The organism is Methanocellales archaeon (genome assembly GCA_028715985.1).
GTDB lineage: Archaea > Halobacteriota > UBA148 > UBA148 > UBA148 > UBA148.
Genome location: JAQUQR010000001.1, coordinates 341,424 through 366,451 on the forward strand (window position 1 = coordinate 341,424; position 25,028 = coordinate 366,451).

Here is a 25,028-nt window from a genome sequence, read left to right on the forward strand (position 1 = left end):
TTGAACTGGGTGGTCGCCTTCTGCTCGGAGTTAATCTCTCCTATGAAATATTCAGATGGATTGATGTCTCCATCCATCATGGGTACCACACGGACGCTCGAAATGCTCTGGGACATCCTATTTGCGATATCCAGTTCGATATCGATCTTCTCCCCCTTCAATACTGAAGTCGGGCGATCTACTAATATTAGCTCTACACCGGGATTTTCCTCCACATCGATGGATGACGCCAGTATCGTGGAGTGCATGTTATCCCCGTTTTTATATGTCAACTCGAAGGAGATATCCTTTCGATCCAGGGATACCGGATGCAAGGTGAACTCGACCGTTGATGTCTCATCAGGCGTCATCGTGCCCAAGAAAATTTCATTTGGGGTGAACTCAATTCCCTCTGCCTTTGGAGTGATGCTCACGCTGTTGATAGAATTCGGTCTTAGGTTTGCTATGCTCAGCTCTATCTCTGTCAAATCCCCTTTTGGAATCGCCAACGGGAGCTTCGAGGCTAAAATATTCACGCTGGAATCATCCACTTTTATCGGGATTGGGTACTTGACACTTCCGCCCTCAAGAACGTCTATCAGGACCTCTGGGAAGTATGTGCCTTCCTTAGTTGGAGCTTTTATCTCAAATGTGATCGTAGTACTTTGGCCCGGACCCAGTTCACCTGGGTGCCCATAGTCCCCACTGATCACCTCAATGCCTTTCCCCGATAAATACACCCTCTCAATATCCGCGTTTATGCTTTTGGTGGTAGTTGTAGAAGTCGTGGTCCCTACAGATGTGTATGTGGTTGTATCTGTCTGGGTCGCCGTTGTAGCTGTATTTTTTATGGTTATCGTGATAGTGCCCACATCGCCGGGCATCAGCACATCAGGATATACTTGATAATCTGTGATCACGATCGTTGGGTTGTCAGCCGCCCCTATTACCGGCATGAGAAGCATAACGGCCAAAAAAATGCACAGAATGTTAATTTTCATCATGTTCATCCTATCCCCCAAATATTTAGGTATGCCTAAATTTGTGGCATTAACAGTATAAATACCTTTTCACTCTTATATATATTATATATGCTCTATCCTTGTCATGAAAGCTTTACGAATTCCCAAAGAAGAAGCAGAGATGGTTAGGAAAAGATTGTTGAGTCTTGGCGTCTTTGATTCTTCCAGGAAGATCATTCAGAATGGAGAGTTCATCGAGTTGCCGATCACAAACACCACAGAATATGATGTGATCGAGCAAGATCAGCCGATAATGCGCAATACCAAAGCAACGCTCATCCAGCTTCTCGCCAATGTGCTCAGTAGGGAAGAGCTAGTGAAAATGCCGCATGGATGGCAGATCATTGGGGATATAATCATTGTGAATATCCCTACTGCATTACAAAAAAGAAAATACGAGATTGGAGGGGCACTTCTCGAATTACACCCCAGGTGCAAGACTGCATTGATGATAAAGGGTGTGACCGGCCAATATCGGGAGCCAGATGTTGAAATAATAGCTGGTGAGGACACACAAACCATCCATAAAGAGAATGGCTGCTTGTTTAAGTTGGATGCATCTAAAATAATGTTTTCCAAAGGAAATTTGGAAGAAAGGAGGAGGTTGAGCAGGTTTGGCCAGGGAATTGTTGTGGACATGTTTGCTGGAATCGGGTACTTCTCAATTCCCATGGCTGTCCACTCCAATCCAGAAAAGGTCCTTGCGATCGAGGTCAACCCCCTCGCTTACAATTATTTGTGCGAGAATATCGCACTTAACGGTGTGGAGGGCATAGTTCAACCGATATATGGGGATTGCCTGTCTGTGACGCCAGTTGGCGTAGCAAACCGTGTTATCATGGGCAGTTTTGAGGCTTTTCACTATCTGACGCAGGGAATTAATGCATTAAAGTCAGGCGGAATTCTTCACTATCATGAGACCACGCCGGAAAAGCTCGTTTTTGAACGTCCGGTCAGAAGGGTTGTGGAATCCGCTGAAAAATTGGGCCGATCAGCGGAGGTAATCGGACTGAACAAGATAAAGAAATATTCTCCTGGCGTTTGGCATGTGGTAGTCGATGCACAAGTATTTTAAGCAGAAATTGGATGTATAAAATGACACGATGAACATAGCAACCATAGTTGACAACGGTGAAAGGGAGAACATCGAATTCAAGGAATTTCTGCTTGAAGATGTGCATCTCAGGGAGGATCGGAGGCAAAGTTTAGCCTGCCAGATGAAACACCGCATGATCATGGGGAGTGGCACGGCATTATACGTCATAGGGGTGACCGACGGGGGGGCCTTCAAGGGAATATCCCGCAAAATGTTTGATGAGACCCTTTCTGTTTTGAATTGCATTGTCCTCGAAGTTGGTGCTGATATAGTGGATTGTAAGGAGTATGTGGTGGGCGATGGATATGTTGGTCTGGTTACGATCAAAAATCGCTCTGTCATGAAGGAGCATATTCTAGTTGGAAGTGCCGGTCATGTGGACCATGGGAAGAGCACCCTGATCGGTTCCCTGATTACGGGCATGTGCGATGACGGCTCTGGCAAGACCCGCATATTTTTGGATGTGCAGCCCCATGAGATAGAGCGTGGATTATCTGCTGATCTATCCTACGGAGTTTACGGCTTCAAATCAGGCAATACTATCCACTTGAAAAACCCCTTGAGTAAAAAGGAAAAAGCCTCCATCGTTGAATCTGCTGAGAAATTGGTTTCTTTTGTTGATACGGTAGGGCATGAACCCTGGTTGCGAACGACAATAAGAGGGATAGTAGGCCAGAAGCTGGACTACGGCCTCTTAACGGTAGCTGCAAACGATGGCGTCACTCACTCAACGAGGGAGCATCTTGGCATATTGCTTGCCATGGATTTGCCTACGATCATTGTCATAACAAAGGTAGATGAAGTGGAGGAAGGTCGAATAGCGGAAGCGGAAAAGCAGATATCAGATGTGCTGAGAACGGTGGGCAAGATACCCTTGCGCCTGAAGTCAACATCCGATCTGCATATGGTGTCAAATAAATTAAGTGAAGGTGTCATCTCCCCCGTCCTGCGTACATCGGCGGTCACAAGAGAGGGCTTGGATATGCTGGATAAGCTCTTTTTCCATCTGCCCAAACGCAATCTTGAGAGTAAAAAGCCGTTCCAGCTCTACATAGACAACATATATCACATAGCGGGGACAGGCCTCGTGGTGAGCGGCTCTATAAAGCAGGGAGAGGTTAGATCGGGTGATATGCTGCAATTGGGCCCCATGGCTGAGGGGGACTTCATATCCGTAAGGGCTCAGTCCATTGAAATGCATTATTACAGGACTGATAAAGCCAGTTCGGGCGACATCGTCGGGATAGCTCTCAAGGGAGTCCCCCCAAAGGAAGTAAGGCGGGGAATGGTCCTGTGCAAGGGGCATCCCAAAGCGGTAAGAGAGTTTGAGGCAGAAATTTTCATCCTGAATCACCCTACCAGGATAAAAAAAGGCTATGAGCCGGTGACGCACCTGGAGACCATAGCTGAAGCCACGGTATTCGAGCAGCTGGACAGGGATTACATGATGGCCGGGCAGAGTGGCCGAGTGCGGATGAGGTTCAAGTTCCATCCCTACTACATCTACGAGGGCCAGAAGTTCATCTTCCGAGAGGGAAAGAGCAAGGGAATCGGGCAGGTTGTAAGGGTTTGTGGGTAGGTCGTTTTAGAGAGTGGGGTTTTATTTTTTATGGTCGATCAAACTTGCACTCTGATATTTTTCATTTTCAAAGTGAAACGTATCGTGTATAATATTTACGTTTAGCTGAAGTTCCGAGCGTAGCGATGAATTTGAGCGAAGCATAGCGAAGCCAGATAAGCTCTGTTAGGCGATGTTGTTCATTTTTCTTAAATTTATACGTTAATTACAATATCCTTTTATTAGATTGCTAAGAACCTCTCTTATTCGGATATCCGGAGCATTTCGAATAAAGTTTGCCAATTTTTCATCGAGCACTCCTTTAACATTTCCAAATTGTTGTGAAGGTAATTTAACCTTAAGAGCTACCAGTGACAGAACCAAGAGAGTAAGTCTTCTCTCTTCTTTAAGCTTCAAAAGCATTTGCTTAATTCTTGTAATGTTTGTCTCAAGTGATATATTGTGAATTACAAAATCACAGAGATGCAGAATACCTAGTAACGGCAAGAAAAACATTTCTTTTGGCTCTTCAATATACTTCTGAAGTAAAAAATCTCCTACACTATTTTTAACGATGCACTTTGCTTTGTTTGAACTATTTACATAAATGTTCCAAAGAAGCCAAAAACCTTGGTCATAGGATGCAGATTGAATAAGACGATACCACACATCATCACTGATATTGTCCACGATTCTTTTCCTATCATTGGGAGCGAACGAAAGCCATTTTGATAAAAAGTAATTTATATTTTCTACCTTGGTATATCTCTTTTCTTCAGCTATTGAATCCTTTCGAGAAATCAAATCACTTAAATCTATTTCACTCAATTTTTCAACAAATCTTTTAGCCTCTAAAAGATCAACCTGCATAACATTTCCAATAAGTCCACCAAGCCTATAAAGAGAAGCATTTTCTTGAGATATTAATCGAGCTAAATCGGCCTCAGACAATGCCTTTGCCATTTTCTCTGCAGCAGAAGGAACATTCCAGTTTTGCTTCTGAAAACTGAAAAATAATCTACGAATGGTACTTATAGTGGAGAGATTTATGATACTTTTATAATCAGAGATTTCAAAGACATCGAAAAATTTATTTAGTTCAACAATACGACTCAATAAAGGCAGATAACGCTCTATAGTTCTGGCAGATGAAGATTTCATTTTGTCTTGTATGTTTTTGTAGTTATCCTTGAGATAAAGTGACCTAATTTCCTGTGCTTTTGGACTTTCCATCCAAGAGTTCTTTCCTTCAACCCATAGCAAGCCATTAATCAAAGAGTGTATTTGTCCTAATGTCCTGTCTTTCACATTTTCTTTTACGATTCTCTGGATATCAATATCATTCCAAAGAGAGGTCAGAACTTCTTTTGCAAAGTTAGACTTTTCAGTTTCTCTTATCAAATAGGGGTAATAGAAAACACTATACCAGTTAGGCGGTTTCGGTTTTGACTTTAGATAATCTTTGAATATTTTTATTTGCTCAGATAACTCATTTTCTCTATAAGATGTGACTTTTTGTGACATAGTTTTTAAAATAAGTTCAGCAAAATTTTCTGGAATGCTTACAAAATCATGCCCTCTCCAACTGGATAACCCTACAAGCCCCTCATCAATTAACTCATATAATGTTTCTCTATTGTCTTCTAAAAAATTTGTAAGATCATAAACCTTCAAATATTCAAACTGACAAAGTGCTGATAAAGGGAACAAGACTTTTCTACGTTTTGGTATGGATAATCTTATTTCACCCTTATGATACCATATAAAATTACACACGTGATCATCAGTAATATCGGATAATCTCTGACCTTCAGAATAGTTCCATGAAATAAGACGCAACCAACACCAGAAGAGATCGGTGCCCCATCTTTCGGCTACGTCATCTAATTCTGTTTCTGATATTTCATAACGTATTTCTTCTACTTTTATAAACTTCTTGATAATATTTTTGACGTGTTCTCTACTCATTTCATCTGGTAATAAATGTACTACACACTCTCGTTTAGTCCCTTCATTGTAGAAGATATCCTCGTCCTCTATATCCTCTAAAAAAACTTTACCAGTCTTTCGCATAGTAAACAAAAATCTGAGATTTTGTTCACCCTCATCTAAAATTTTCTGAAAAAAAGTTTCGCTTTCTTCACGATTTATATGACAATCATCAATGATAATATATCTCAGCGGTCCTTTTTCGAATCTTACTTCTCTAAGAACGATTTCGCTCCAAGCAGTATCTGCTTCAAAGTTATCATCTACATTAGAATACAATACCTCTTTCTCGTTTTTTACAAGATTATATCCTACTGCATAAGATAACCACGTTTTCCCTGTATTCTTGTCCCCTATAAGTATTACAAAATGTTTTTGTTCAAGGTAGTCTAATATGTCTTTAAGTAGATGACTAGGAACATCAATACGTTCATCGGTAAGATCTTTCCAGCTTGGTTTTAACTCTCGTTCTTTAATTCTCCTAGTAGTCCATTTATACTCTGACTCTTTTGGGATTACTTCCTTCTCAAATATTTTAAACACTTTTAGGGATACCATTTTCCATCCTCATTAATCTATAAATCCTAAAATATTTATTAGTAAACATACACTAACTAGCAGAAAAGTAAAACCCATAATGGCTATTGGATAAAGTTTTATTCGTCGATGAAGAACCATACGTCGTAAAGAATCAGTATCTTCCCCAACTTTGCTGCGCAAGTCTTCAAGAATAAGACCTATATAAGCCAATAATCCCGAAGAGCCTAGCAGAAAAGTAATTACCAATTTTACATATATTGATGAGACTTCTTTTGTAAAGATTAGACCAGTTAGCAAATTTATCGATGCACCAATCAAAGCTCCTGAAAGAATTATATAGAAGGAAGGAGAGAGTAAAAATAATTGGTCCATTTTATTAAACCACGCATTTATATGTCTCATTTTTTCATCTCTTTTTATTGAGTTTTGGATGAATAATGTCGCCCACCTCGTTTATATCTGACATTATTATCGTTACTTACTTTTAGTAGGTCTTTGTTTGTTCTCATCTTTTCCCCCTTTAAGCACAGAGAATTCGGAGGATTTTTTTTGTCTTGCTCAGTTCTTTATTGCTTACATGAGCATAGGTCTCATTGATATTAATATATTTTCTATTACGATACTTCTCGAATATATCAGAGATCATTTCTGACCTCTAATAAAAGCTATCATAGAGCTATTTAGAACCGAATACAAATAATCCCAGACATCATCCTACTATCCCGCTCACATCATCCCAGTCATACTCATATATGTGCGCTGAGACGCTTACCGAGGTTATCTTTCCAGGAGTTACACCAACTTGCTTTGAAACATGCTCCAGCAATCTTGCAAGGGCATACCAGTTGGCAGCTGCTGCACCGTAGAAGTCATGCGATCGGAACACCGCTGTTAAATTCAGCTCGCCCCGAAGCTTGAAATCCAGTACGACCATGCAGGGCACTTCCTCTGCCTTGGTGTCCTTTGACGGCATCCAGGTGACACAGGTTGCCCTCCTCGAGTTCGGGCTTTCCTTGAGCTTCCTGATCACGAAATCGATCTGATCTATTCCATTCCAATTACGCAGGCGTTGACCGTAGGTATACACGAAGTCCTGCTCGGTGCCAAAAATTAACTGCTTAGAGTATTCCTCCAGGCGCTCTGCGTTCCATGCGGTATCCTTTGGGATCTGATCCGCATAGGGATTCTGGATTACGATCATCAGATCAAGCAGCTCCTTGATCCTGCTGCTTCTTTCATCCGTTATCTCTTCGCCGTTGTTCCAGATCAGGTTTAATCCCCTGTACCAGGCATCGCTGATCGTGTCAGCTCTGATAAACCTTCCAATTTTCATCACCATATCATCTCCTCATGCTCATCACGCATTTCCCCCCTCTTATGCCGCCGATGGGCGATTTTGGGGTGCCCAGTGAATGCAGACACCTTGCAAGCACAGCCGCCCCTCTGGCCAGTCCATCGTCCACGAAGACTAAATCTTGTATACCCAGCTTCTCTCGGATCATTGCGGGTTTGGCACCGGTGATGGCACCCCTCCCGGTAATTCCGATCGCTCCTTTGAGCCCATAATCCCATGAAATTTCAATGAGGCTCTTCACCAATTCTGAGGAGACCTTGTCTATAAGTCCGCCGATATTTCGGCGATCCTCCTCCAACAGCTCGGCGCTTATTTCACTCAGCTCGTTTAATCGGTCTCCGTTCGTTCCGACATCCACTCCGAGGAGGACGATGCCGGACTCTTTGAGCCCTTTTGGGTTGACCGGGACGGTGCCAAATCTCTTTTCAGAGGTTACCCGTTTGATCTTGATCAGGCGCATCACATCCTCTACGTAGCTCTCTGGAATGTTCCCCTCAGAGGAACCTAACAACTGGAGTGCCGTATCTGCAACTGGCTGGGCAAGGGCATCGAATATCGCGCCAGCCAATCCGCAGTAGCTCCCGACAACGCTCGCATACGGGACCTCAGCGTTGGTGGCTCTTCCTGCCAGCGTCGTCCCGAAGTCGAGCCCTATGCAGGGACTCCGGAAGTCCACATGGGTCCACTTAGCTCCCTCTTTGATTCCCGCCAGCACCAGTTCGCTCTCCATCTCATTGGCAACGATCGGCATGGTGCATTCCACACCAGCTACCGCACCGTCAAATATTATGTCGTCCATGAATGAGAATCTTTGCAGCGATTCCGGCAAATCGACCTTTCTCATCGCTCCTGTCATCTTTCGTGGTGGCACTCCTGCTTTCAGGCAACCATCAGCCAGTGCCTTGATGATCTCGCCCACCTCCTCTGGGGTCTCAAATCCTGCTACCACTCCTGTAGACCTCACGACGAAGTCCAGATCATTCACGCTGATCATCGCCTTCGTCATGGATCGTAGGAGTATGTTTTTGATGGCTTCGGATATAGCCTCTCTTGACAGTGGTTGTCCTCTAACCGTTCTCCCGAAAACGTATTCGTTTTCCTTGGGTGGTCTGAGGGATTTGGTCAGTTCAACCGTCTTGTCAAGGAAGTATGTTCTCCCTTCGATCAGATCGGTGGCAGTTAATATCGATTTGATCGTAGTATTTCCAAGCTCGACGGACGCAACCACATATACGTTATCTCTCAGGATAAATGACGCATCCACGAATCTGCTTTTTGCAATTTCTATCAATTTTCACTCCTAAGTATCTCAAAATATGGATTATACCTAATTAATTAATATGTAATCCAGCAAGGTATATCCTCTCTACCCTAAGCAGCTGAGATTCCCATGAAGCAAGCCAGTGAAGTTTTCACTGTTCCTTTAATTGTGGTTTGCAATTTTTTTTACAAAACTACAATAAAATAACTATGAACTAAAAAAACATGGATACCATTAGTCGTTGACTGGTCTTTTTTCTTTTTTACTCTAACCTAATCGCAGGAATCCAGTCGTTGTAAGTGCGACCATTTGCATCGGTGAACTGCGCGCAGGTGATCGTTCCACCTGTCACTGCCTTACTGGTTGCATGTATTATCTGCGGATAGGAGCCCGTCCTGATCGTGTAGTTGTATGTCTCGCCTGCTCTGAGCACAAAGGAGGAATCAAAGGTTATGTTGTGATAATCTCCGCTGTAACCGCTCCAGGTTGCAGTCGTATTCCACGTCGAATTCCATATTTTAACGTATCTAGTGTGTCCGCCTGTTCCATTACATGGATATGTGTACATGTAGGAAACGTCGATATCATGTGATGGGGTGATCGTGCCGTTGTGAGTACCGGAGATGCTTGGATAAGTCCCCGGACCCGTATCAAAAAATTGATAGGGAATCGTATCGCTTGTATTTATCTGCCAGTATGGATTATACTTTTGCTCAGCAAAGATGTACCAAGAAGTTGCTCCGATATGCAGCCTATTATTGTAAACTTCATCAAAACCTGTGGTGACTCCATCGTGACAAGCAGCTACGATCCCTTTTCCATTGCTATTATTGGCAGAGGTTTGGGCTTTGCGAATTTCTGAGATATAATCATCTGATTTATTTGTTTCATTCATGATCTGATATGCGATGCACATGTGAGCAGTTCCCTCGAACCACACACCATCCTTGTCGTTATTGAAATCAAAACCTTTAAATCCACAACCCTCTGGACATGAAGTTACCTTACAATTATCTTCAACCCATTTTACGCCAGCACCATACTCTTCACCCAAAACCATTACTCCCCAGGTATTTACATCGGCAGGCAGAACATCTTTGTTGATCGTTTCATCATCTTTTGTCCCAGTCCAAAAGTGCTCATCATCTTCATTCCACATAGACATTACAAAGTTTTTTGCGTGTATCGCTCTGCTTTGCCACACAGAATCGTTTGTTGCATTATAAAGTTTCATAAAAGCAACATAGACATCAAGATTATGCTCAGTGGATTTCAATGATAGGTTCGTTTGATTAGCTCCCCACCCCTCGTAGCCGCCTGTGTACCCGCCATAGTATCTGGTATCATACGTGTTATTGTATATCCAGTCTCCCAACCGTTCAGCAGATTCTAAGTAGGTGGTATTGCCAGTAGCTTCGTAGTAACAAAGCAAGGCAATCATGGCCCATGCCATGTTGCCGGTGCCGGAGCCAACCGAACCAGTATCTTCAAACCATTTTTGTTCTGAGTCGTTCCACCAACCTGGCAGGCGTGCTTTTCCCTGATGATCAGCAATATCTCCTGCTTGGTATGCATTTCTTAAACGTCCGTCATTAAAGTACCGGTCATGATTTTGGCAGTAAATAAAACTCTCCCCTAAAATTTTTGCCCTCCTCCAGTCTTCTTCCGAACCTCTTTCCATAAAGGCTAACATTACCAAAGCATTGTCGTATGTATAAGCAACATTTTTCATATACTTGTCTTCTGAAGCGGAGGTAGTTTCGTAACTCACTAAAAATCTTAACTCATCCAAACGTTGTTTGTTGTATTTTACATCATCCAAATAAAAAGTACAGCCATTAGGATTGAGGGTAGTATTGGTAACCCAACAAAATCCCCCTATAACATGGCTCAAATTTTTACCTGTTAAATTAATAGTATACTGCTCCCATTCATTTGTTAGATTGATAATACCTGTTGAAACTGCCGGATGTAGCGAGTCGGGATATAGTGCGATTTGTTGATCGGTATCTGGATCCCGACCTATGCCACCAATTTTAAATTCTATTTTTTCTGTGCCGTTATCTCCTTTCGCCCAAAAACTCAAGTTAGTTGCATCTGTTAGATTGTATCCACCTGTAGAACAATTTCCCCAGTTGTTCTCTGGATCCTGCCAATAAACGCCAGCCCAGTTTTGTTGTGCATCGGTGTAGACATTAAAATTTCTATCCTCATATTCATATTTTATATCATCTATGTAGAAAGTGCAACCATCTGGATTATTATCTTTGTTTGCAACCCAGCAGAATCCTCCTATTATATGACTTAGATTTTCATCAGTCAAGTTAATGGCATACCGTGTCCAGCTATTGGCTAAAGTAATGAGTCCTGAACTCACTGGACCGCATGAGTCCTTATATGGTTTGTCGGGATCATAAAGTGTAACTTTGTCGTATTTTATGTCGTCCAAATAAAATGTACAGCCGTCGGGATCGGGATCATTCTCCATATTGAAAAGGAAAGCAAATCCTCCGGCAATATCTGATAGATCCCTACCTGATAAGTTAATCTCATACTCTGTCCAATTTGGATATAATTCAACCCACCCATCTGTTGTCTCATTAATTAACACTACACCAGATGCATCGTTTTCATACCCCACTAAAAATTGCACCTTTAGTCCAGGCTCATCTGTTCTTGCCCAAAAGGTTAATTTTGTTGCACCAGTTAAGTTATAACCATAACCCGGGGTGTCACCCCAATTGCCTTCAGGATGCTGCCACATAACACCATTCCACTTATAGCCATCGTTTCCTGCAGCTCCATTCCATGTAACCTTTATGCAACTTGTACCTGAGTGTGGATTATCCAGCCAGTTGTCATTGAATTCCATATTACTATCGCCGTTATAATAACCAGGCGTATAGTGATTGCCTGCTGCATCTCTATCAGTATATACATCAAAAAACTCGTTGTATTTATCCATTATCTCTTTTAGGTGTTCCAGAGCTAACTCTTTTGCAGAAGTCGCAGTTGGTGTTACAAGTGGCAAGTAATCCTTGTTTGTGCCACCTGGGATGTCGTAAGGTGTATCCCCCAGTCCATCTCCATCCAAATCCTCACCAACATAATCGCTCCAGTGGTTCCCTCCAAGATAGGATTCTCCAATTATGTTTGTTCCCTCGGTTTTACTGATGTTCCAAGTGTTGTTTCCATCGTCATAGGCATTGTTCGTGTTGTTTAGGTAGTTGTTGTAGATGGTGTTGCTGTTGCTGGAAATATAGAGGTAGATTCCATAGTCGTTGTCCGAGGCAGTGTTGTTTGATATGGTGTTGTTGCTGGAAGAGTATAGGTAGATTCCATAGTCGTTGTCCGAGGCAGTGTTGTTTGATATGGTGTTGTTGCTGGAAAACTCGAGGTAGATTCCATAGTCGTTGTCCGAGGCAGTGTTGTTTGATATGGCGTTTTTGCCGAGATAGTAGAGGTAGATTCCATAGTCGTTGTCCGAGGCAGTGTTGTTTGATATGGTGTTGTTGTAGGAAAGGATAAGCCAGATTCCATAGTAGCTGTTCGAGTTGGCGGTGTTGTTTGATATCGTGTTGTCGTTGCTGAAAAGGATGAGCCAGATCCCATAGCCGTTGTTCGAGGCAGTGTTGTTTGATAGGGTGTTGTTGCTGGAAGAGTAGAGGTAGATTCCGTAGTCACTGTTCGAGTTAGCGGTGTTGTTTGATATGGTGTTGTTGCTGGAAGAAGAGAGGACGATTCCATCGCCGTTGTTCGAGGCGTTGTTGCTTGATAGGGTGTTGCTACTGGAAAAGTAGAGATAGATGCCATTGTCGTTATTCGAGTTGGCGGTGTTGTTTGAGATGGTGCAACCAGAAGAATAGGCGAGCAAAACACCCACCGAACCATCGCTGACATTCTGACCAGATACCGTAACCCCCGTACTGTTGGCCAGTATCACCTGGCCGGCACCAGCTGGCACTGTTCCACCTACTTTATCCTTCCAGTAGTAGACCGGCTTGTCATTAACTTTATTAGATGTGTCGATTTCATGGCTGTTATAATCAGATACTGAGCCACCCCATATACCTATTCCATCGTCCCTCATGGTGTTGCCAGACAAGGTGTTGTTGCGGGAAGAGTAGAGGTAGATTCCATAGTTGTTGTTCGAGGCGGTGTTGTTTGATAGGGTGTTGCTGCTGGAGGAGAGGCGGATTCCATAGTAGTTGTTCGAGACATTGTTGCTCGAAATATTGCAGTAATTTGCTTCATCGAGGTATATACCTGCACTAATAACTCCAGTAGCACCTATTAAAGTGAATCCACTTAGGTTTACGTAATCTGCGGTTACGTCAAATACATGGTCATTTGAATTTTGAGCCTGAACTAGAGTAAAATCAGAACCATTCTCAGATTCTATGGTTAAACGCTTGTCCACAACTATGTTTTCAGTGTAGGTCCCGTCCCTCACGATTATGGTGTCTCCATGACTTGCATTATCAATGGCCGCTTGGATCGTTGGATAATCATCAGGGACGTAGATTATAGATACTGAAGATGTCGTTAGGTCGGGTCTCTTATCATTCACCATTCCATTCTGGGTATCGCCTGTTGGACTCACTGGATTATTCGCTGCGATAGCTATACCGTTAAGTGAACTGCCCACAACAGCCAAAATTATAAACAAAGCATAAAGCTTTGTGATTTTGTTTTTCATAGGCTGCACCCTTCAAAAGGACTTACCTTTTTTTAACATTCAACCTAATTTTATCACTGGTTGATTACGCGTCCGATAAATGTCATGTTTTCATGCGTTTACTTAAATTTATCTTATTATTGTGACCAATGTGTCACATAAAAACCAGTATTAATTAATATCTTATCTTAGATGGAGAGTATATAAATAAACCCTGAACAGCTAGCCAAAGATTGTATTTAGCTTTGGATATATTACGCGCTTGTGCCTTAAGTTGATAATCTTGTTGAAATTAACAATCGAAAATTCGACGGTACACCTAGAGACGGCTCTAAAAAATGGTAATTAGTATCTACTAATTTTATTCTTGATGGTCTTCAGTTGTTATATATGAAAGGTATTATGTATGGATGAAGGTATTTCCGATTCTTACGGATGCATATAACTCCACGATTTCAATATTTGCTCTGCAGCAGTTACACCCATATCCTTTGTTTTCAATCCCTGCTCAGCCAAGACAGACTCTACTGCCCTTATGGTGAACAAAATCTCTTTTTCGGATATAGAGCCCATATTCCCTATTCTGAATATCTTTCCTGATAACTGCCCTTGACCACCCGCGATGAGCACTCCTTTTTCCTTCACGCCATCCCGCAGTTGCTTGTCGGTAATTCCCTCGGGCATATTCACTGCTGTGACCGTATTGGAATACTCGCTTATGTCATTTAGGCGCGGAAACAGCTCCAATCTCATCGCCCTCATGGCATTTCGGACCGCCTCTGCGTATCGTCTATGCCGCTTTATTCTTTCCTCCATGCCCTCTTCTTTCAACATGCGTAGCGCCTCATGCAAAGCGAAAAACAGGGGTACAGCGGGCGTATACGGAGTCTGAGTGACCTCTTTATTCGCATATTTTTGATATTCTCTCAAGTCAAGGTAATAGGGAGCCCTGCTATCTTCCATGCGTTCCCACGCTCTCTCGCTGACAGAGATGGCAACCAGCCCGGGCGGTGCAGCGACGCATTTCTGCGATCCGGCGATGGCGATGTCGATTCCCCACTTATCTATCGGAACGTCCACGCCGCCAATTGATGTAATGCCGTCCATGATGACCAGGGCATCGTACTTCCTAGCCAGAGTAGCGATTTCCTTAACAGGATTTAATATGCCAGTCGAAGTCTCATTATGGACCATCGTCACAACTTTTGCTCCGCCCTCCAACGCCACTTCGACATCATCAAGTTCTATGGAGTTACCCCACTGATACTCTACTGGTATCGCATTTCCATACAATTCAGCGATATCTTTGAACCTTTCGCCAAATTTTCCGTTGACAATCGTGATGACATCGTCACCATCAACGACATTGCTGACAGCTGCCTCCATTCCAGCTGTTCCAGAGCCGCTGATGACGAATAAATCGTTTTTAGTGCTAAATACATCTTTTAGAATGGAAACGCATTCATCATATATCCCGGCAAATTCCTTGCTCCGGTGATTGATCATCGGCTTTGACATCGCGCTCAACACCCTCTGGTGTAGAGTCACAGGTCCAGGTATCATCAATAGTGGATTCATATTTTTCACCTCAGTGCATCTTTTATGATCTTAATTGCGCACAAGTCCCCACACATGGAGCAGGCATCGCTTTTCGACTTGCGAGAGCATTTAATCCTTCTCGCTCTTTCCGAATCGATGGAGAGTTCGAATTGCTTCTCCCAGTCAAGATTTTTTCTGGCGATTGCCATTTGATCGTCCATTTTTTTAGCTCGATCTTTTATCCTAACCAGGTCTGCGATATGCGCTGCAATCTTTGTTACGATGGTGCCCTCCTTGACATCTTCCACGGTGGGAAGGGATAAATGTTCTGACGGAGAGGTCATGCACAGAAAGTCCGCTCCGTGCATTCCTGCCACGGAACCCCCTATGGCGCCAGTTATATGGTCATAGCCTGGTGCTATATCTGTCACAAGAGGGCCGAGCAAATATACCGGGGCTCCATCTGTAAGGCTTTTCATCGTTCTTACGCTTAGATCGATATCCTCCAAGGGGACGTGTCCCGGCCCTTCGACCAGCGTTTGTACGCCTTTTCTGCGTGCTTCGCGTGTAAGCTCACCAAGCGTCATGAATTCCATGAACTCTGCTCTATCTGATGCATCAGCTATGCATCCAGGTCTCATGCCATCTCCCAAACTGATCGTAAGATCGTGTTCGTGCGCAATCTCTAACAGATAATCATATTCCTCATAAAAAGGATTCTCTTTTTCGTTGTGAATCATCCAGGCAATCGTAAAGGCACCGCCTCTACTCACGACGTTCAAGATTCTGTCACTCTTCTTCAGTTGCTCAAGTGCATCCGACGTAACCCCCGCATGGATCGTTACAAAGTCAATACCGTCCTCTGCATGTTTTCGAACTGCGTTGAACATGTCGTCAGAGGTCATGTCAGCTATCGAGTCCTGCGCTGCCTGGTATATTGGGACGGAGCCAACTGGCACTTTTACGGACTCGAGGATGTTCCTTCGGATATCATCAAGGTCTCCTCCGGTGGAAAGGTCCATGATCGTGTCAGCACCATATTGCACTGCAATCAACGCTTTTTTCAACTCTTCTTGCATATCGATGAAATCTTTTGAGGTGCCTACATTGACGTTTACTTTGACGCTCATGGATTCGCCGATACCCACAGGTATCGTGTTTCTAGATGCATTCTTCAGTATGACGACCCTGCCAGATGCAACCAAGCTTCTGATTTTCTGGGGGTCGATTCCCTCCGCTTTGGCGACATGCTCCATTTCTGGCGTTATTAGTCCTTTACGTGCTGCTTCTATTATTGTCGAGCCCTCCAAAGTTTAATGTGCCACCTCTTGATAAACATTTAACGTGTCAATGGCTCAAGTGCATAAAATCGCCTACAATGCGAATTCATATCTCATTGCCGCAAAACGACCGATCTTAGTGGACGTTGGAATGCATTGCGAGTTGGCACTTCGATCTATAGAGAAAATAATTGCACCGAATGCTCTTGAATATATCGTTTTAACGCACTGCCACTATGATCACACATTCGGAGCCTTAGAGCTGGCAGAGCAAACCGGTGCCAGAATAGCGATTCATGAGAATGATGCTGAGCTACTGGGCGATGATCGTGCAACGGTTTCAGACCTTTTTGGCGTGCGATCGCCAAACATCAAGCCAGATGTGATATTGCAGGGCGGTGAAATCTTAAATCTGGGTGATGTAGAGTTGGAGGTTATTCATACGCCCGGACACACTCCAGGAGGCATCTGTCTATATGGATCAAAGCAGTTGTTTTCCGGCGACACCATTTTCCCAAATGGCAGTGTTGGGAGAACTGACTTAGAAGGAGGAGATTCAAATCAATTAATAAAATCGATCAAGCTGTTGACGACACTGGATGTTGAGACTCTATACCCTGGGCATGGTGATGTGACCAACAAAGATGTCAATGCCCAGATCAGGGATTCGCTCAGATTTGCGGAAGAGGTTTTATAGTATGGATTTGTGAGTCTTTTCGGTCTTTTTGACTACTCTGAGATTTTAACCCTGTTAGCACCACTTTTTCTCCATTAAAAATTGAACTCATAACTCTACAAGAAAGCATTAGCAGAAAGATCAAAGGTCGTCAAGTCAAAGGTGCCATATCAAGAGCGGTAAATAAATATTAAGTAATTAGGAATTATATCTTAAGATCGTTAATACTATAAAAAATATAAGAGAGCTAACGATGATATTAGATGTTAACACATGGGGGGATTCTGGTTATGATTTGCTAAAGAAATGGCTAATAACCATAGGTGTCAAAACAGATGATGGTATCAAAATATGGCATAGAAAGGATTATAATGGCGAAGAAAAGATGTTAAAGGATTTTCTTGAGTGGTTCGTGATAAATAAAGAGAGAGAAATCATTGGTTTTAACATTCTAAAATCTGATATGCCTCTTTTACTGCTTAAGTCACAATCAGTAGGTAAAACCAAAGAGCTATATCAAAGGCTTTTTAAATCTAATATTGTTGATTTGTTTTGTATTTTGACTTTTTTGAATAATGGTACTATGTGTTCATTAGAAATGTGGTGTAAAAAGCTTGATATAGTTTACAAAGGAAAACCAAAACATCCGCAAACTACCTCTGGAAAAATTATATTTGGTACAGATCATTTGATTAACGACCAAGATACGTTAGAATATCAAAAAAGAGAACTTATTGCCACTGATGAGCTACATCAAAAAATAGTCGAATTAATAAAAGAGAGATATGCCATTCTATGAAACCCCAAATATATCAAGAGACCTAAATATCTAGGGACATAAATATCTAGGCAATTCATCTATATGCGCTTACTTGATATTTCTTACAATGTAGGCGCATATCCTTCTTTTTTCGTGAGAAATTATATTTATTGTTTTGATTTTATGGATTTATATAACTTCTTAAACTCTGGAAAATTTTTAGGGTCCTCAATTTCTTCTTTTGAATAGTGTTCTAGATATATCTGTTCATACCACTTCACAACAGCATCATCAAAAAAACCTGATATCTTTTTATTTTTTATAAATCGCTCATTAACGAAAAACGCATATTCTTCGATGGAATTAAATAATAAGCTATCCCACTCTCTTTTTGTTTCCTGATCTTTGTTTTTATAATCTTTGTAAAGCTCTAATTCTGTTTCTTTGATACTTCTAAAAACTTCATTTAATAATTGCAATTGTCTTGTTTTACTATTCTCTATTAAGGCAATCCCATTTAGGATAAGACCCAAACCTGCAACTGACGATGCAAAGACTACGGCAATTAAGGAAATATCCCAACTCATTTTTTACCATCTGAACTCTTATCAGGTTTGATTTTTTGAATATGCTGTTTTTCAGGTTTTTTATTTCTAATCCGAATCGTTTGGTCAGGATTATATTTTTTTACACTCTTTTTTTCTTCGGTCATTTTTAACCTCTGGTTAATATAAGTAGGTTTAAATAATCTTCTTTATAAAACTTTTGGTGCGCTCCTTTATCGTTGCACATAACAGCTTTTAAATAGAGAAATCAATCCCAAATTCGATTAATCCCCTTTAACTTTCGCTATGTAACATCTCCGAAAGTAAAGCAAGCAACTTACACAAAGCAATGTATATCTAAAGGGTTGAGGGCAGTACAGTAATATATAGTATAATATAGTAACATGACTATGTTAACATGAAAAATGGATTTGATAAGTAAAACGGCGCATTGAGAGAAGAAGGGGGTGATTAAAACGAAAAAAGATGGAGAGAAAAAGCCCTTGACAAAAAAGGCTATGGAAGAACTTCATGAGAAAATAAAAAAGGACCCGAAATTGGCAGGAGAATTTGCGAGGGATTTTGAGGGGGGCTTGGCATCTCAGGGCTATTTTCTCACTGAAGAATTTCGGAAAAAGTTAGCTATGGAAGCTGAAAGCAAAATGAAAAATGCCCTGAAAAAAATTCCTGCAAGTGATAAAAAGCTCAACAAGAAAATAGAGAGCGGAGAGGAAATAAAAGTAAAAGTGAAAATTGACAGGGAAAAGAAAACTAAAGACATAAAAATAAAATAAGATGGGAGGTCAAAGCGATGAGAACTGGTGGCTATGATTTGGTTCTGGAAACAAATGAAAGATTTGTTAATAAATTACTTCTGGCGGCCTATTGTATGGGTAAATTTCCAAAAAGCAAGTCCGGATCATATACCCTGCCCATTCCGAATGTTCCGGCATCCTTGGTTGAATTTATAACCGTCGATTATGACCTTGAATTCAAAGTGCCCACTATTGATTTTATCAGTAAGGATGCAACAAAAATATTACTTTCTGCGGAAACTTATCTCACTGTATTGGGTGGCATTGAGCTTAAATTGGATGTACTTTTTTCGATTGAAACCTCGGTGACATATGATCAAACCACAAGACAGTTGTCCATCGATTTCGACCACCCTAATGTGGACATTGAAATAAATGATGCTCGTTTTCCCCAAAATGTACTGGATAAACTGAATGAAATACTTTCAATCGCGATTGACGAGTATCTGACTGAGGACGTATCAACCATATCCATCAGCCCTGTTCTTTATGCGTTATCATTGCCCCACACCAGTAATGAGTTGACAATTGGCTTGGGCAATATAAAGACTACAAACGATATCGCTGCAGTGAGTTTTAACTTTTTAGGTTACAATGGCGGCAGTATCCATGATGTCGCTGATTTTACCGGTGGAAGCGATTTTTCGGCCGGAATTAGCGAAAGCGCAATGCATCAAGTCTTTGATTTTTGGTGGAAGCATACGACCTATCCGAAAAGCATCGCCAAAGCTGAAAGCCAGTCTTTGGATACGTCAGAATATGATTTCTGGTTTGACTGGATTTTGACTACCATTGCTGTGTTATTTCCGGGCCTTGGCACCATCATATCTGCTGTAGCGAGTCAGATGATTGATATTGATGAATTAAGGGTAGAGTATGGTGGAAAAATTAATTTCGGGAAACCAGAACTCGATTTGCTGAACGGGAATAAAATACGCGTTTCGGGTAAAGTTAGGGCAGATATTAGTGTTGGACTTTTCGTGAAAATTGTCATAAACTATCTATTTGGAAGTGATACCTACAACAAGAACATCGGAAGTTTTAGCGTTAGAAATATGTCGATAAACTATTCGGCACTGGGGACTGTATACCTCGATAATCAAAACAGGTTAATGGCGGATATTGAAGATATGGATATCTCGTTGGGAGTTATGGAGTGGCTCATGGGCGCTCCCGCGTTTTTAATTGAATTGGTACTGAAATGGTTAGCTGATAAAATGGTTGACGAATTGCCGCCAATAGTGTTATCGTCGTCGTTGGTTTCTTTAGACATTCCAGGTACTCAGTTGTCCTTGGGTATTGACTCAGCAAAACTTGAAGGAACTGATGATGAAGCCATCGTTAATGCCACTCTTAGAATCAAGGGGCTGGAGAACTATTGCAGTCCGCTATATATTGCAAATAGGAACCGCGCATGTCTTGAAGTCCATAAAAGAGATTGTGCCTGGGTGGGCAAGATGTTGGAAAAGCATAAAGTCCCTTACTTTTTCTTAGACGAAGCTCGGAAAGATGGGTATGATAATTGCCATTATTGCCTGGGCGGTTCAGAAAGGTGATAAAATGATTTTTGGCTTTGGTTAATGGGTTAAAAGCGCCCAATTCGGTTAAAGCGTTTGGTGAATAATGCACACACGTTTGGCAGGGCTCTTTATCGATTTAACTTATTTGTACATCGCGGTACGAATGCATTTTGAGTTGAGAATGGTTGTTTTTAGATGACAAAGGCATCTTTCATTTATTTGCCAGCGACTTTATATATTATACTTAAAGCAAGCACCTACATCAAAAGTAAAAAATGATATTCCCTCTGGAAAAATTAAATCGCTCAAAACTTTGCTAATGTCTCAAAAGCTTTAAGTATATTCGAAATCAAGAGATTCAAAAATTGGCGCACTTTGGCGGAGATGATAAATGTGGTCAGGAACTTGAAGCAAGATAAGGCAGGCATTCTGCTGACCTTCATCATCATGTTCGCACTTTGGGCGGTATTGTCAACGCTTTTTGATATAGTCCATCTTTCCTTAGGCGTCCTCTGCTCCCTGCTTGTAGCTTACTTTTCTTATGATCTGCTGATGAGACCTAGTGGGAGTGTCAAACATGTCTCAGATATATTGAGAAATTCTCTCAGATTCTTCATGTATACTTTCTGGCTCCTAGGCCAGGTCATCCACTCCAACATCGATGTCGTGCGCATAGTGTTGGATCCAAAACTGCCGATATCCCCCCAGATCATAAAGTTTAACTCAGACCTTCCGCACGATGTTGCACTCGCCACGCTGGCAAACTCAATCACACTAACTCCAGGCACTTTAACTATAGATATCGATGAAAATGGGACGTATTATATCCATTGTCTCACAAAAAGACAGGGAGACCAGCTTTTAGAAGGGGATATGCAGGCGAGGGTAGCCGCTATCTATGGTGGTGGATCCTAGATGATGATCGAGGCCTTTCAGTTGACAGGCCTGTTGCTATCCTTGGCAGCAGCTTTGTCCCTCTATAGGGTCCTAAATGGGCCGACCCTCGCAGATCGGATCGTTGCCGTGAATGTGATTGGCACTTATGCCTTGGTCTCGTTAGTTCTCGTTGCCTACATCAGTAATGCGCAGTTGTTTTTCATCGATATCGCACTAACCTATGCATTACTGAACTTCATGCTGTCGATTGTTGCCGCAAGATACCTGGGGACGGGGAGGGTATTTGGATGATGCTGCCTGGCATCGTGTCGGTTATGTTTGACATCATGTCTATTATCTTCCTCTTCGCAGGGGTATTCTTCTTCATGGCCGGGTCGATAGGCCTGAATAGAATGGTAGACGTGTATACAAGACTACATGCTACTACCAAATGTGATACGCTGGGGCAGGCATTGGTCTTGATTGGGGTTATGTTATATGAGGGGTGGACGCTCGTAAGCATCAAGCTCTTCGTGATAATAGTATTCGTCTTAGTAACAAACCCAACCGCTGCACATGCTCTGGCGAAAGGTGCATACCTGTATGGGGTAAAACCATGTGACCAGACCTATCCAGACATGTACAAAGAAAAAGCAGAGGAGATGTTATCATGATATGGGGGCCTGACCTCTTTATCCTGGCCATCTTAGTGGTCCTCGCTATGGCAGCAGTCATCAGCAAGGACTTGCTTGTCGCAACGGTCATCTTCTCTGGCTACAGTTTGCTCATGGCAGTGGCATACGTTCAGCTTAATTCCCCTGATGTGGGTTTCACGGAGGCAGCGGTTGGGGCTGGGGTGACGACCGTCTTGTTTATCCTAACTATCGCTAGGACAGCTAGAATGGAGGAGGACTGAAGTTGAAAGTCATGCCGTCTATATTCATATTGCTCATCGGGGCAATGCTCGCGGTAGCTGTGGCAGGCATGCCAGAGTTTGGTGACCCTAATGCTCCAGCGAACACGCATGTCGTACCATATTATAAGGAGCATTGCCTCGAAGAGACGGGTGTCACTGAAATAGTGACAGCAATCGTTGTTTCCTACAGGGGATACGATACATTCGGTGAGGTCACGGTGATATTTACAGCCGGAACGGGAGTTATAGCGCTCCTCGGGAGGAAGTAGCTTGCCAGAGTCGCTTTTTGGAGAGGATGTAATCGTTAGAACGATTGCAAGAATAGTGGCTCCCTTTATACAGTTGTTCGGACTCTATGTTCTCATGCATGGTCATGTATCTCCTGGAGGTGGCTTTCAGGCTGGCGTGATCATCGCATCCAGCTTCATCTTGCTCGCTCTGGCACTTGGCTTGCCTGAGTCGAAGGAGAGATTCAAAAAGACTGTACGGTTGCCCATGGAGAGCTCTGGCCCTTTAATCTATGCATCGATTGGGGTAACATGCATTTTGGCCGGGGGATATTACTTGCAATATGGGATAGCGTTTCTGTTTCCCCCTCCTGTGGTCAGTGCGATACTGATCTCGGCAGTTGAGATCGGCATCGGAATCACTGTCATGGCAGTGATTGTAACGATTTTTTACTCGATGGCAGGTGATTAGGTGGTCGACTTTGGGTTCTTGCTTGGACACTATAATTATTGGGCTGTGGTTGTCCTTTTCCTGATCGGGCTTTACGCGATGGTCGTGAAGAAGAATTTGATCAAGAAATTCATGGGACTAAACATCATGGACACGTCGATTTTCCTGTTTTACATCTCCATGGGGGATGTTGAAGGGGGGGTTTCGCCGATCATTGCACATGAAGGTGCAGAGGCCATCTATGTGAATCCCTTGCCCTCCGTACTCATCCTCACTGCAATAGTGGTGGCCGTTAGCACGACAGCCCTTGCGCTTAGCCTAATAATCAGGATCTATGAGGAATATGGGACGCTTGACTCAGAGAGATTGGTGGAGTTGATGTGATGGTAGGGGCTTCACATCTACCAATACTTGTAGTTCTGCTGCCACTGGTAACAGCATACATAACTCCCATACTTGGATGGATGGACAAGAGGATCTGCAATCCACTGGTGATGGTTTCTATGACTCTCACATTTCTTGCATCCCTCTTCCTGGCAAGATCGGTGCTAACTGGGGGGGTAATCTCTTATCATATGGGTGGATTTATGCCTCCGTTTGGAATAGAGCTGGTCATTGACTTCTTCGGCGTATACATGTGCATCGTAATCTCATTTATCACTTTGATGGCCACGATATACTCCAGGGAATATATTGCTAAGGAATTGCATGAATCCAAGACCACCCCCTATTACACTCTCTTGATGCTAATGACGGGCGGTATGATGGGTGCATCGGTCACTGGGGACTTGTTCAACCTATTCGTCTTCTTCGAGATACTGTCGATATCCTCCTATGCATTGGTGGCGATCACGGGGAAAAAAGTTGCTATCCTGGCAAGTTATAAATACTTGCTATTAGGGGCAATAGGCACCAGTTTTACGCTGGTCGGCATCGCCTATTTATATATACTCACTGGCACGCTGAATATGGCAGATTTGTCAGTAAGGTTGCCAAGCGTATATGGCGTCGGTAGAAGTTCTTGGACCCTCCTAGTGGCGTTAGCCTTCTTCATGGTGGGCTACAGCATCAAAGCTGCACTGTTCCCACTACATACCTGGTTGCCAGATGCTCATTCCATGGCGCCATCATCGATAAGCGCTGTTCTTTCAGGAGTATTAATAAAAGTGGGAGCCTTAGCCATCATTCGAGTGCTATTCAACATATTTCACCCAGAATTTGTCGTCGAAACGATTCCTGTTACATCTATGCTCTCATGGATGGCTGCAGCAGCAATCATCGTGGGCTCATTGTTTGCGATATCTCAGGTTGACCTAAAGCGGATGTTGGCATACTCCAGCGTAGCCCACATAGGTTTCATAATATTGGGCATAGGATTGACTACAGGATATGGGACAACAGGAGGCATATTGCATATATTTAATCACGCGATGGCGAAAGGATGTTTATTCCTTTGCGCTGGTGCAATCATCTACAAAACTGGGATAAGGAATATTGATGACCTTGCCGGGTTAGGGGAAAAAATGCCATTCACAATGGCTGCATTTACGATAGCTTCATTATCGATGATTGGAATTCCACCGACTGCAGGGTTTGTCAGTAAATTTTATCTCGGTCTGGGCGCTCTAGAAACCGGAACGCGGTCAGGATGGATGTTTATTGGGGCCATACTGCTTGGCAGCCTCTTGACTGCCGTGTTCTACATGAGGGTCATTAACAACATATACTTCAAAGAACCCCTGCTCAAAGAAGAGATCCAAAGAGATGAAATCCCTCTTGGAATGCTCATACCTATCTTGATCTTAGCTGGGGGGTGCGTGGTCTTCGGCCTATTCCCAAGGATACCCTTGTCTTTGGCGGAGCCAGCAGCTAAATTGTTGTTGGGAATATGAAAACAGAGGATATATATGCAAGCACATCGTGTCATCTCGTACAAATTTGGGAGG

Annotated in this window: 24 protein-coding genes; 14 read left to right on the forward strand and 10 right to left on the reverse strand. The window is 42.7% G+C overall.

What is annotated here, in order from left to right; translation table 11 throughout:
* Nucleotides 1-989, reverse strand: a 989-nt coding sequence (locus PHI74_02100; GenBank protein MDD5484806.1) for a hypothetical protein, incomplete at its 3' end; no start/stop codon positions are given.
* 97 nt (nucleotides 990-1,086) lie between these two features.
* Between PHI74_02100 and PHI74_02105 the strand changes: the two genes are divergently transcribed.
* Both PHI74_02105 and PHI74_02110 read left to right on the forward strand, forming a co-directional pair.
* Nucleotides 1,087-2,076 carry a class I SAM-dependent methyltransferase family protein gene (locus tag PHI74_02105; protein MDD5484807.1) on the forward strand — a complete coding sequence of 330 codons (990 nt, stop codon included), beginning with the start codon at nucleotides 1,087-1,089 and terminating at the stop codon, nucleotides 2,074-2,076.
* A 28-nt stretch (nucleotides 2,077-2,104) separates the two neighbouring features.
* Nucleotides 2,105-3,676, forward strand: a complete 1,572-nt coding sequence (locus tag PHI74_02110) for a GTP-binding protein (GenBank protein ID MDD5484808.1) — start codon at nucleotides 2,105-2,107, stop codon at nucleotides 3,674-3,676.
* A 201-nt stretch (nucleotides 3,677-3,877) separates the two neighbouring features.
* Here PHI74_02110 and PHI74_02115 read toward each other — a convergent pair whose 3' ends face one another.
* From PHI74_02115 to thiC, 7 genes are all read right to left on the reverse strand, one after another.
* Nucleotides 3,878-6,202, reverse strand: a complete 2,325-nt coding sequence (locus tag PHI74_02115) for a hypothetical protein (protein MDD5484809.1) — start codon at nucleotides 6,200-6,202, stop codon at nucleotides 3,878-3,880.
* A 12-nt stretch (nucleotides 6,203-6,214) separates the two neighbouring features.
* The gene (locus tag PHI74_02120) at nucleotides 6,215-6,586 is read right to left on the reverse strand and encodes a hypothetical protein (GenBank protein MDD5484810.1); all 372 of its coding nucleotides are present in this window, start codon (nucleotides 6,584-6,586) and stop codon (nucleotides 6,215-6,217) included.
* Between the two features lie 307 nt (nucleotides 6,587-6,893).
* On the reverse strand, nucleotides 6,894-7,517 hold the full coding sequence (locus PHI74_02125; protein MDD5484811.1) for a thymidylate synthase: 624 nt from the start codon (nucleotides 7,515-7,517) through the stop codon (nucleotides 6,894-6,896).
* A gap of 7 nt (nucleotides 7,518-7,524) precedes the next feature.
* Entirely contained in the window at nucleotides 7,525-8,829 is a 1,305-nt protein-coding gene (locus PHI74_02130; protein MDD5484812.1) for a methanogenesis marker 14 protein, read from the reverse strand.
* A gap of 232 nt (nucleotides 8,830-9,061) precedes the next feature.
* Complete coding sequence (locus PHI74_02135; protein MDD5484813.1) at nucleotides 9,062-13,498, reverse strand: NosD domain-containing protein; 4,437 nt, start codon at nucleotides 13,496-13,498, stop codon at nucleotides 9,062-9,064.
* A gap of 408 nt (nucleotides 13,499-13,906) precedes the next feature.
* Nucleotides 13,907-15,055, reverse strand: a complete 1,149-nt coding sequence (locus PHI74_02140; protein ID MDD5484814.1) for an alanine--glyoxylate aminotransferase family protein — start codon at nucleotides 15,053-15,055, stop codon at nucleotides 13,907-13,909.
* 5 nt (nucleotides 15,056-15,060) lie between these two features.
* On the reverse strand, nucleotides 15,061-16,326 hold the full coding sequence (gene thiC / locus PHI74_02145; protein ID MDD5484815.1) for a phosphomethylpyrimidine synthase ThiC: 1,266 nt from the start codon (nucleotides 16,324-16,326) through the stop codon (nucleotides 15,061-15,063).
* Between the two features lie 40 nt (nucleotides 16,327-16,366).
* On the opposite strand from thiC, the gene PHI74_02150 reads away from it, so the two are divergent.
* Complete coding sequence (locus PHI74_02150; GenBank protein MDD5484816.1) at nucleotides 16,367-16,993, forward strand: MBL fold metallo-hydrolase; 627 nt, start codon at nucleotides 16,367-16,369, stop codon at nucleotides 16,991-16,993.
* Nucleotides 16,994-17,225: 232 nt separating this feature from the next.
* Nucleotides 17,226-17,771, forward strand: a complete 546-nt coding sequence (locus PHI74_02155; protein MDD5484817.1) for a hypothetical protein — start codon at nucleotides 17,226-17,228, stop codon at nucleotides 17,769-17,771.
* A gap of 128 nt (nucleotides 17,772-17,899) precedes the next feature.
* Here PHI74_02155 and PHI74_02160 read toward each other — a convergent pair whose 3' ends face one another.
* Nucleotides 17,900-18,319: a hypothetical protein gene (locus PHI74_02160; protein MDD5484818.1), complete on the reverse strand. Its 420-nt coding sequence runs from the start codon at nucleotides 18,317-18,319 to the stop codon at nucleotides 17,900-17,902.
* Nucleotides 18,316-18,444, reverse strand: a complete 129-nt coding sequence (locus PHI74_02165; protein MDD5484819.1) for a hypothetical protein — start codon at nucleotides 18,442-18,444, stop codon at nucleotides 18,316-18,318. The genes PHI74_02160 and PHI74_02165 overlap by 4 nt, the downstream gene beginning before the upstream one ends.
* A 336-nt stretch (nucleotides 18,445-18,780) precedes the next feature.
* Between PHI74_02165 and PHI74_02170 the strand changes: the two genes are divergently transcribed.
* The 10 genes from PHI74_02170 (at nucleotide 18,781) to PHI74_02215 (ending at nucleotide 24,974) form a co-directional block, all read left to right on the forward strand.
* Complete coding sequence (locus PHI74_02170; GenBank protein ID MDD5484820.1) at nucleotides 18,781-19,071, forward strand: hypothetical protein; 291 nt, start codon at nucleotides 18,781-18,783, stop codon at nucleotides 19,069-19,071.
* A gap of 17 nt (nucleotides 19,072-19,088) precedes the next feature.
* On the forward strand, nucleotides 19,089-20,648 hold the full coding sequence (locus PHI74_02175; GenBank protein ID MDD5484821.1) for a hypothetical protein: 1,560 nt from the start codon (nucleotides 19,089-19,091) through the stop codon (nucleotides 20,646-20,648).
* Between the two features lie 369 nt (nucleotides 20,649-21,017).
* Nucleotides 21,018-21,527, forward strand: a complete 510-nt coding sequence (locus PHI74_02180) for a Na+/H+ antiporter subunit E (GenBank protein ID MDD5484822.1) — start codon at nucleotides 21,018-21,020, stop codon at nucleotides 21,525-21,527.
* A complete protein-coding gene (locus PHI74_02185) occupies nucleotides 21,528-21,800 on the forward strand; it encodes a monovalent cation/H+ antiporter complex subunit F (protein MDD5484823.1) in 273 nt (90 codons plus the stop codon). It begins immediately after the preceding gene.
* Entirely contained in the window at nucleotides 21,797-22,162 is a 366-nt protein-coding gene (gene mnhG, locus PHI74_02190; GenBank protein ID MDD5484824.1) for a monovalent cation/H(+) antiporter subunit G, read from the forward strand. Before PHI74_02185 ends, mnhG begins: the two co-directional genes overlap by 4 nt.
* On the forward strand, nucleotides 22,159-22,404 hold the full coding sequence (locus PHI74_02195) for a DUF4040 domain-containing protein (protein ID MDD5484825.1): 246 nt from the start codon (nucleotides 22,159-22,161) through the stop codon (nucleotides 22,402-22,404). The genes mnhG and PHI74_02195 overlap by 4 nt, the downstream gene beginning before the upstream one ends.
* A gap of 11 nt (nucleotides 22,405-22,415) precedes the next feature.
* Entirely contained in the window at nucleotides 22,416-22,673 is a 258-nt protein-coding gene (locus PHI74_02200; GenBank protein MDD5484826.1) for a hypothetical protein, read from the forward strand.
* A 1-nt stretch (nucleotide 22,674) separates the two neighbouring features.
* Nucleotides 22,675-23,103: an MnhB domain-containing protein gene (locus PHI74_02205; GenBank protein MDD5484827.1), complete on the forward strand. Its 429-nt coding sequence runs from the start codon at nucleotides 22,675-22,677 to the stop codon at nucleotides 23,101-23,103.
* Nucleotides 23,104-23,466, forward strand: coding sequence for a cation:proton antiporter subunit C (locus PHI74_02210; GenBank protein MDD5484828.1), 363 nt, complete (start codon nucleotides 23,104-23,106; stop codon nucleotides 23,464-23,466).
* Nucleotides 23,466-24,974 carry a monovalent cation/H+ antiporter subunit D family protein gene (locus tag PHI74_02215; protein MDD5484829.1) on the forward strand — a complete coding sequence of 503 codons (1,509 nt, stop codon included), beginning with the start codon at nucleotides 23,466-23,468 and terminating at the stop codon, nucleotides 24,972-24,974. The genes PHI74_02210 and PHI74_02215 overlap by 1 nt, the downstream gene beginning before the upstream one ends.
* Nucleotides 24,975-25,028: the final 54 nt, after the last annotated feature.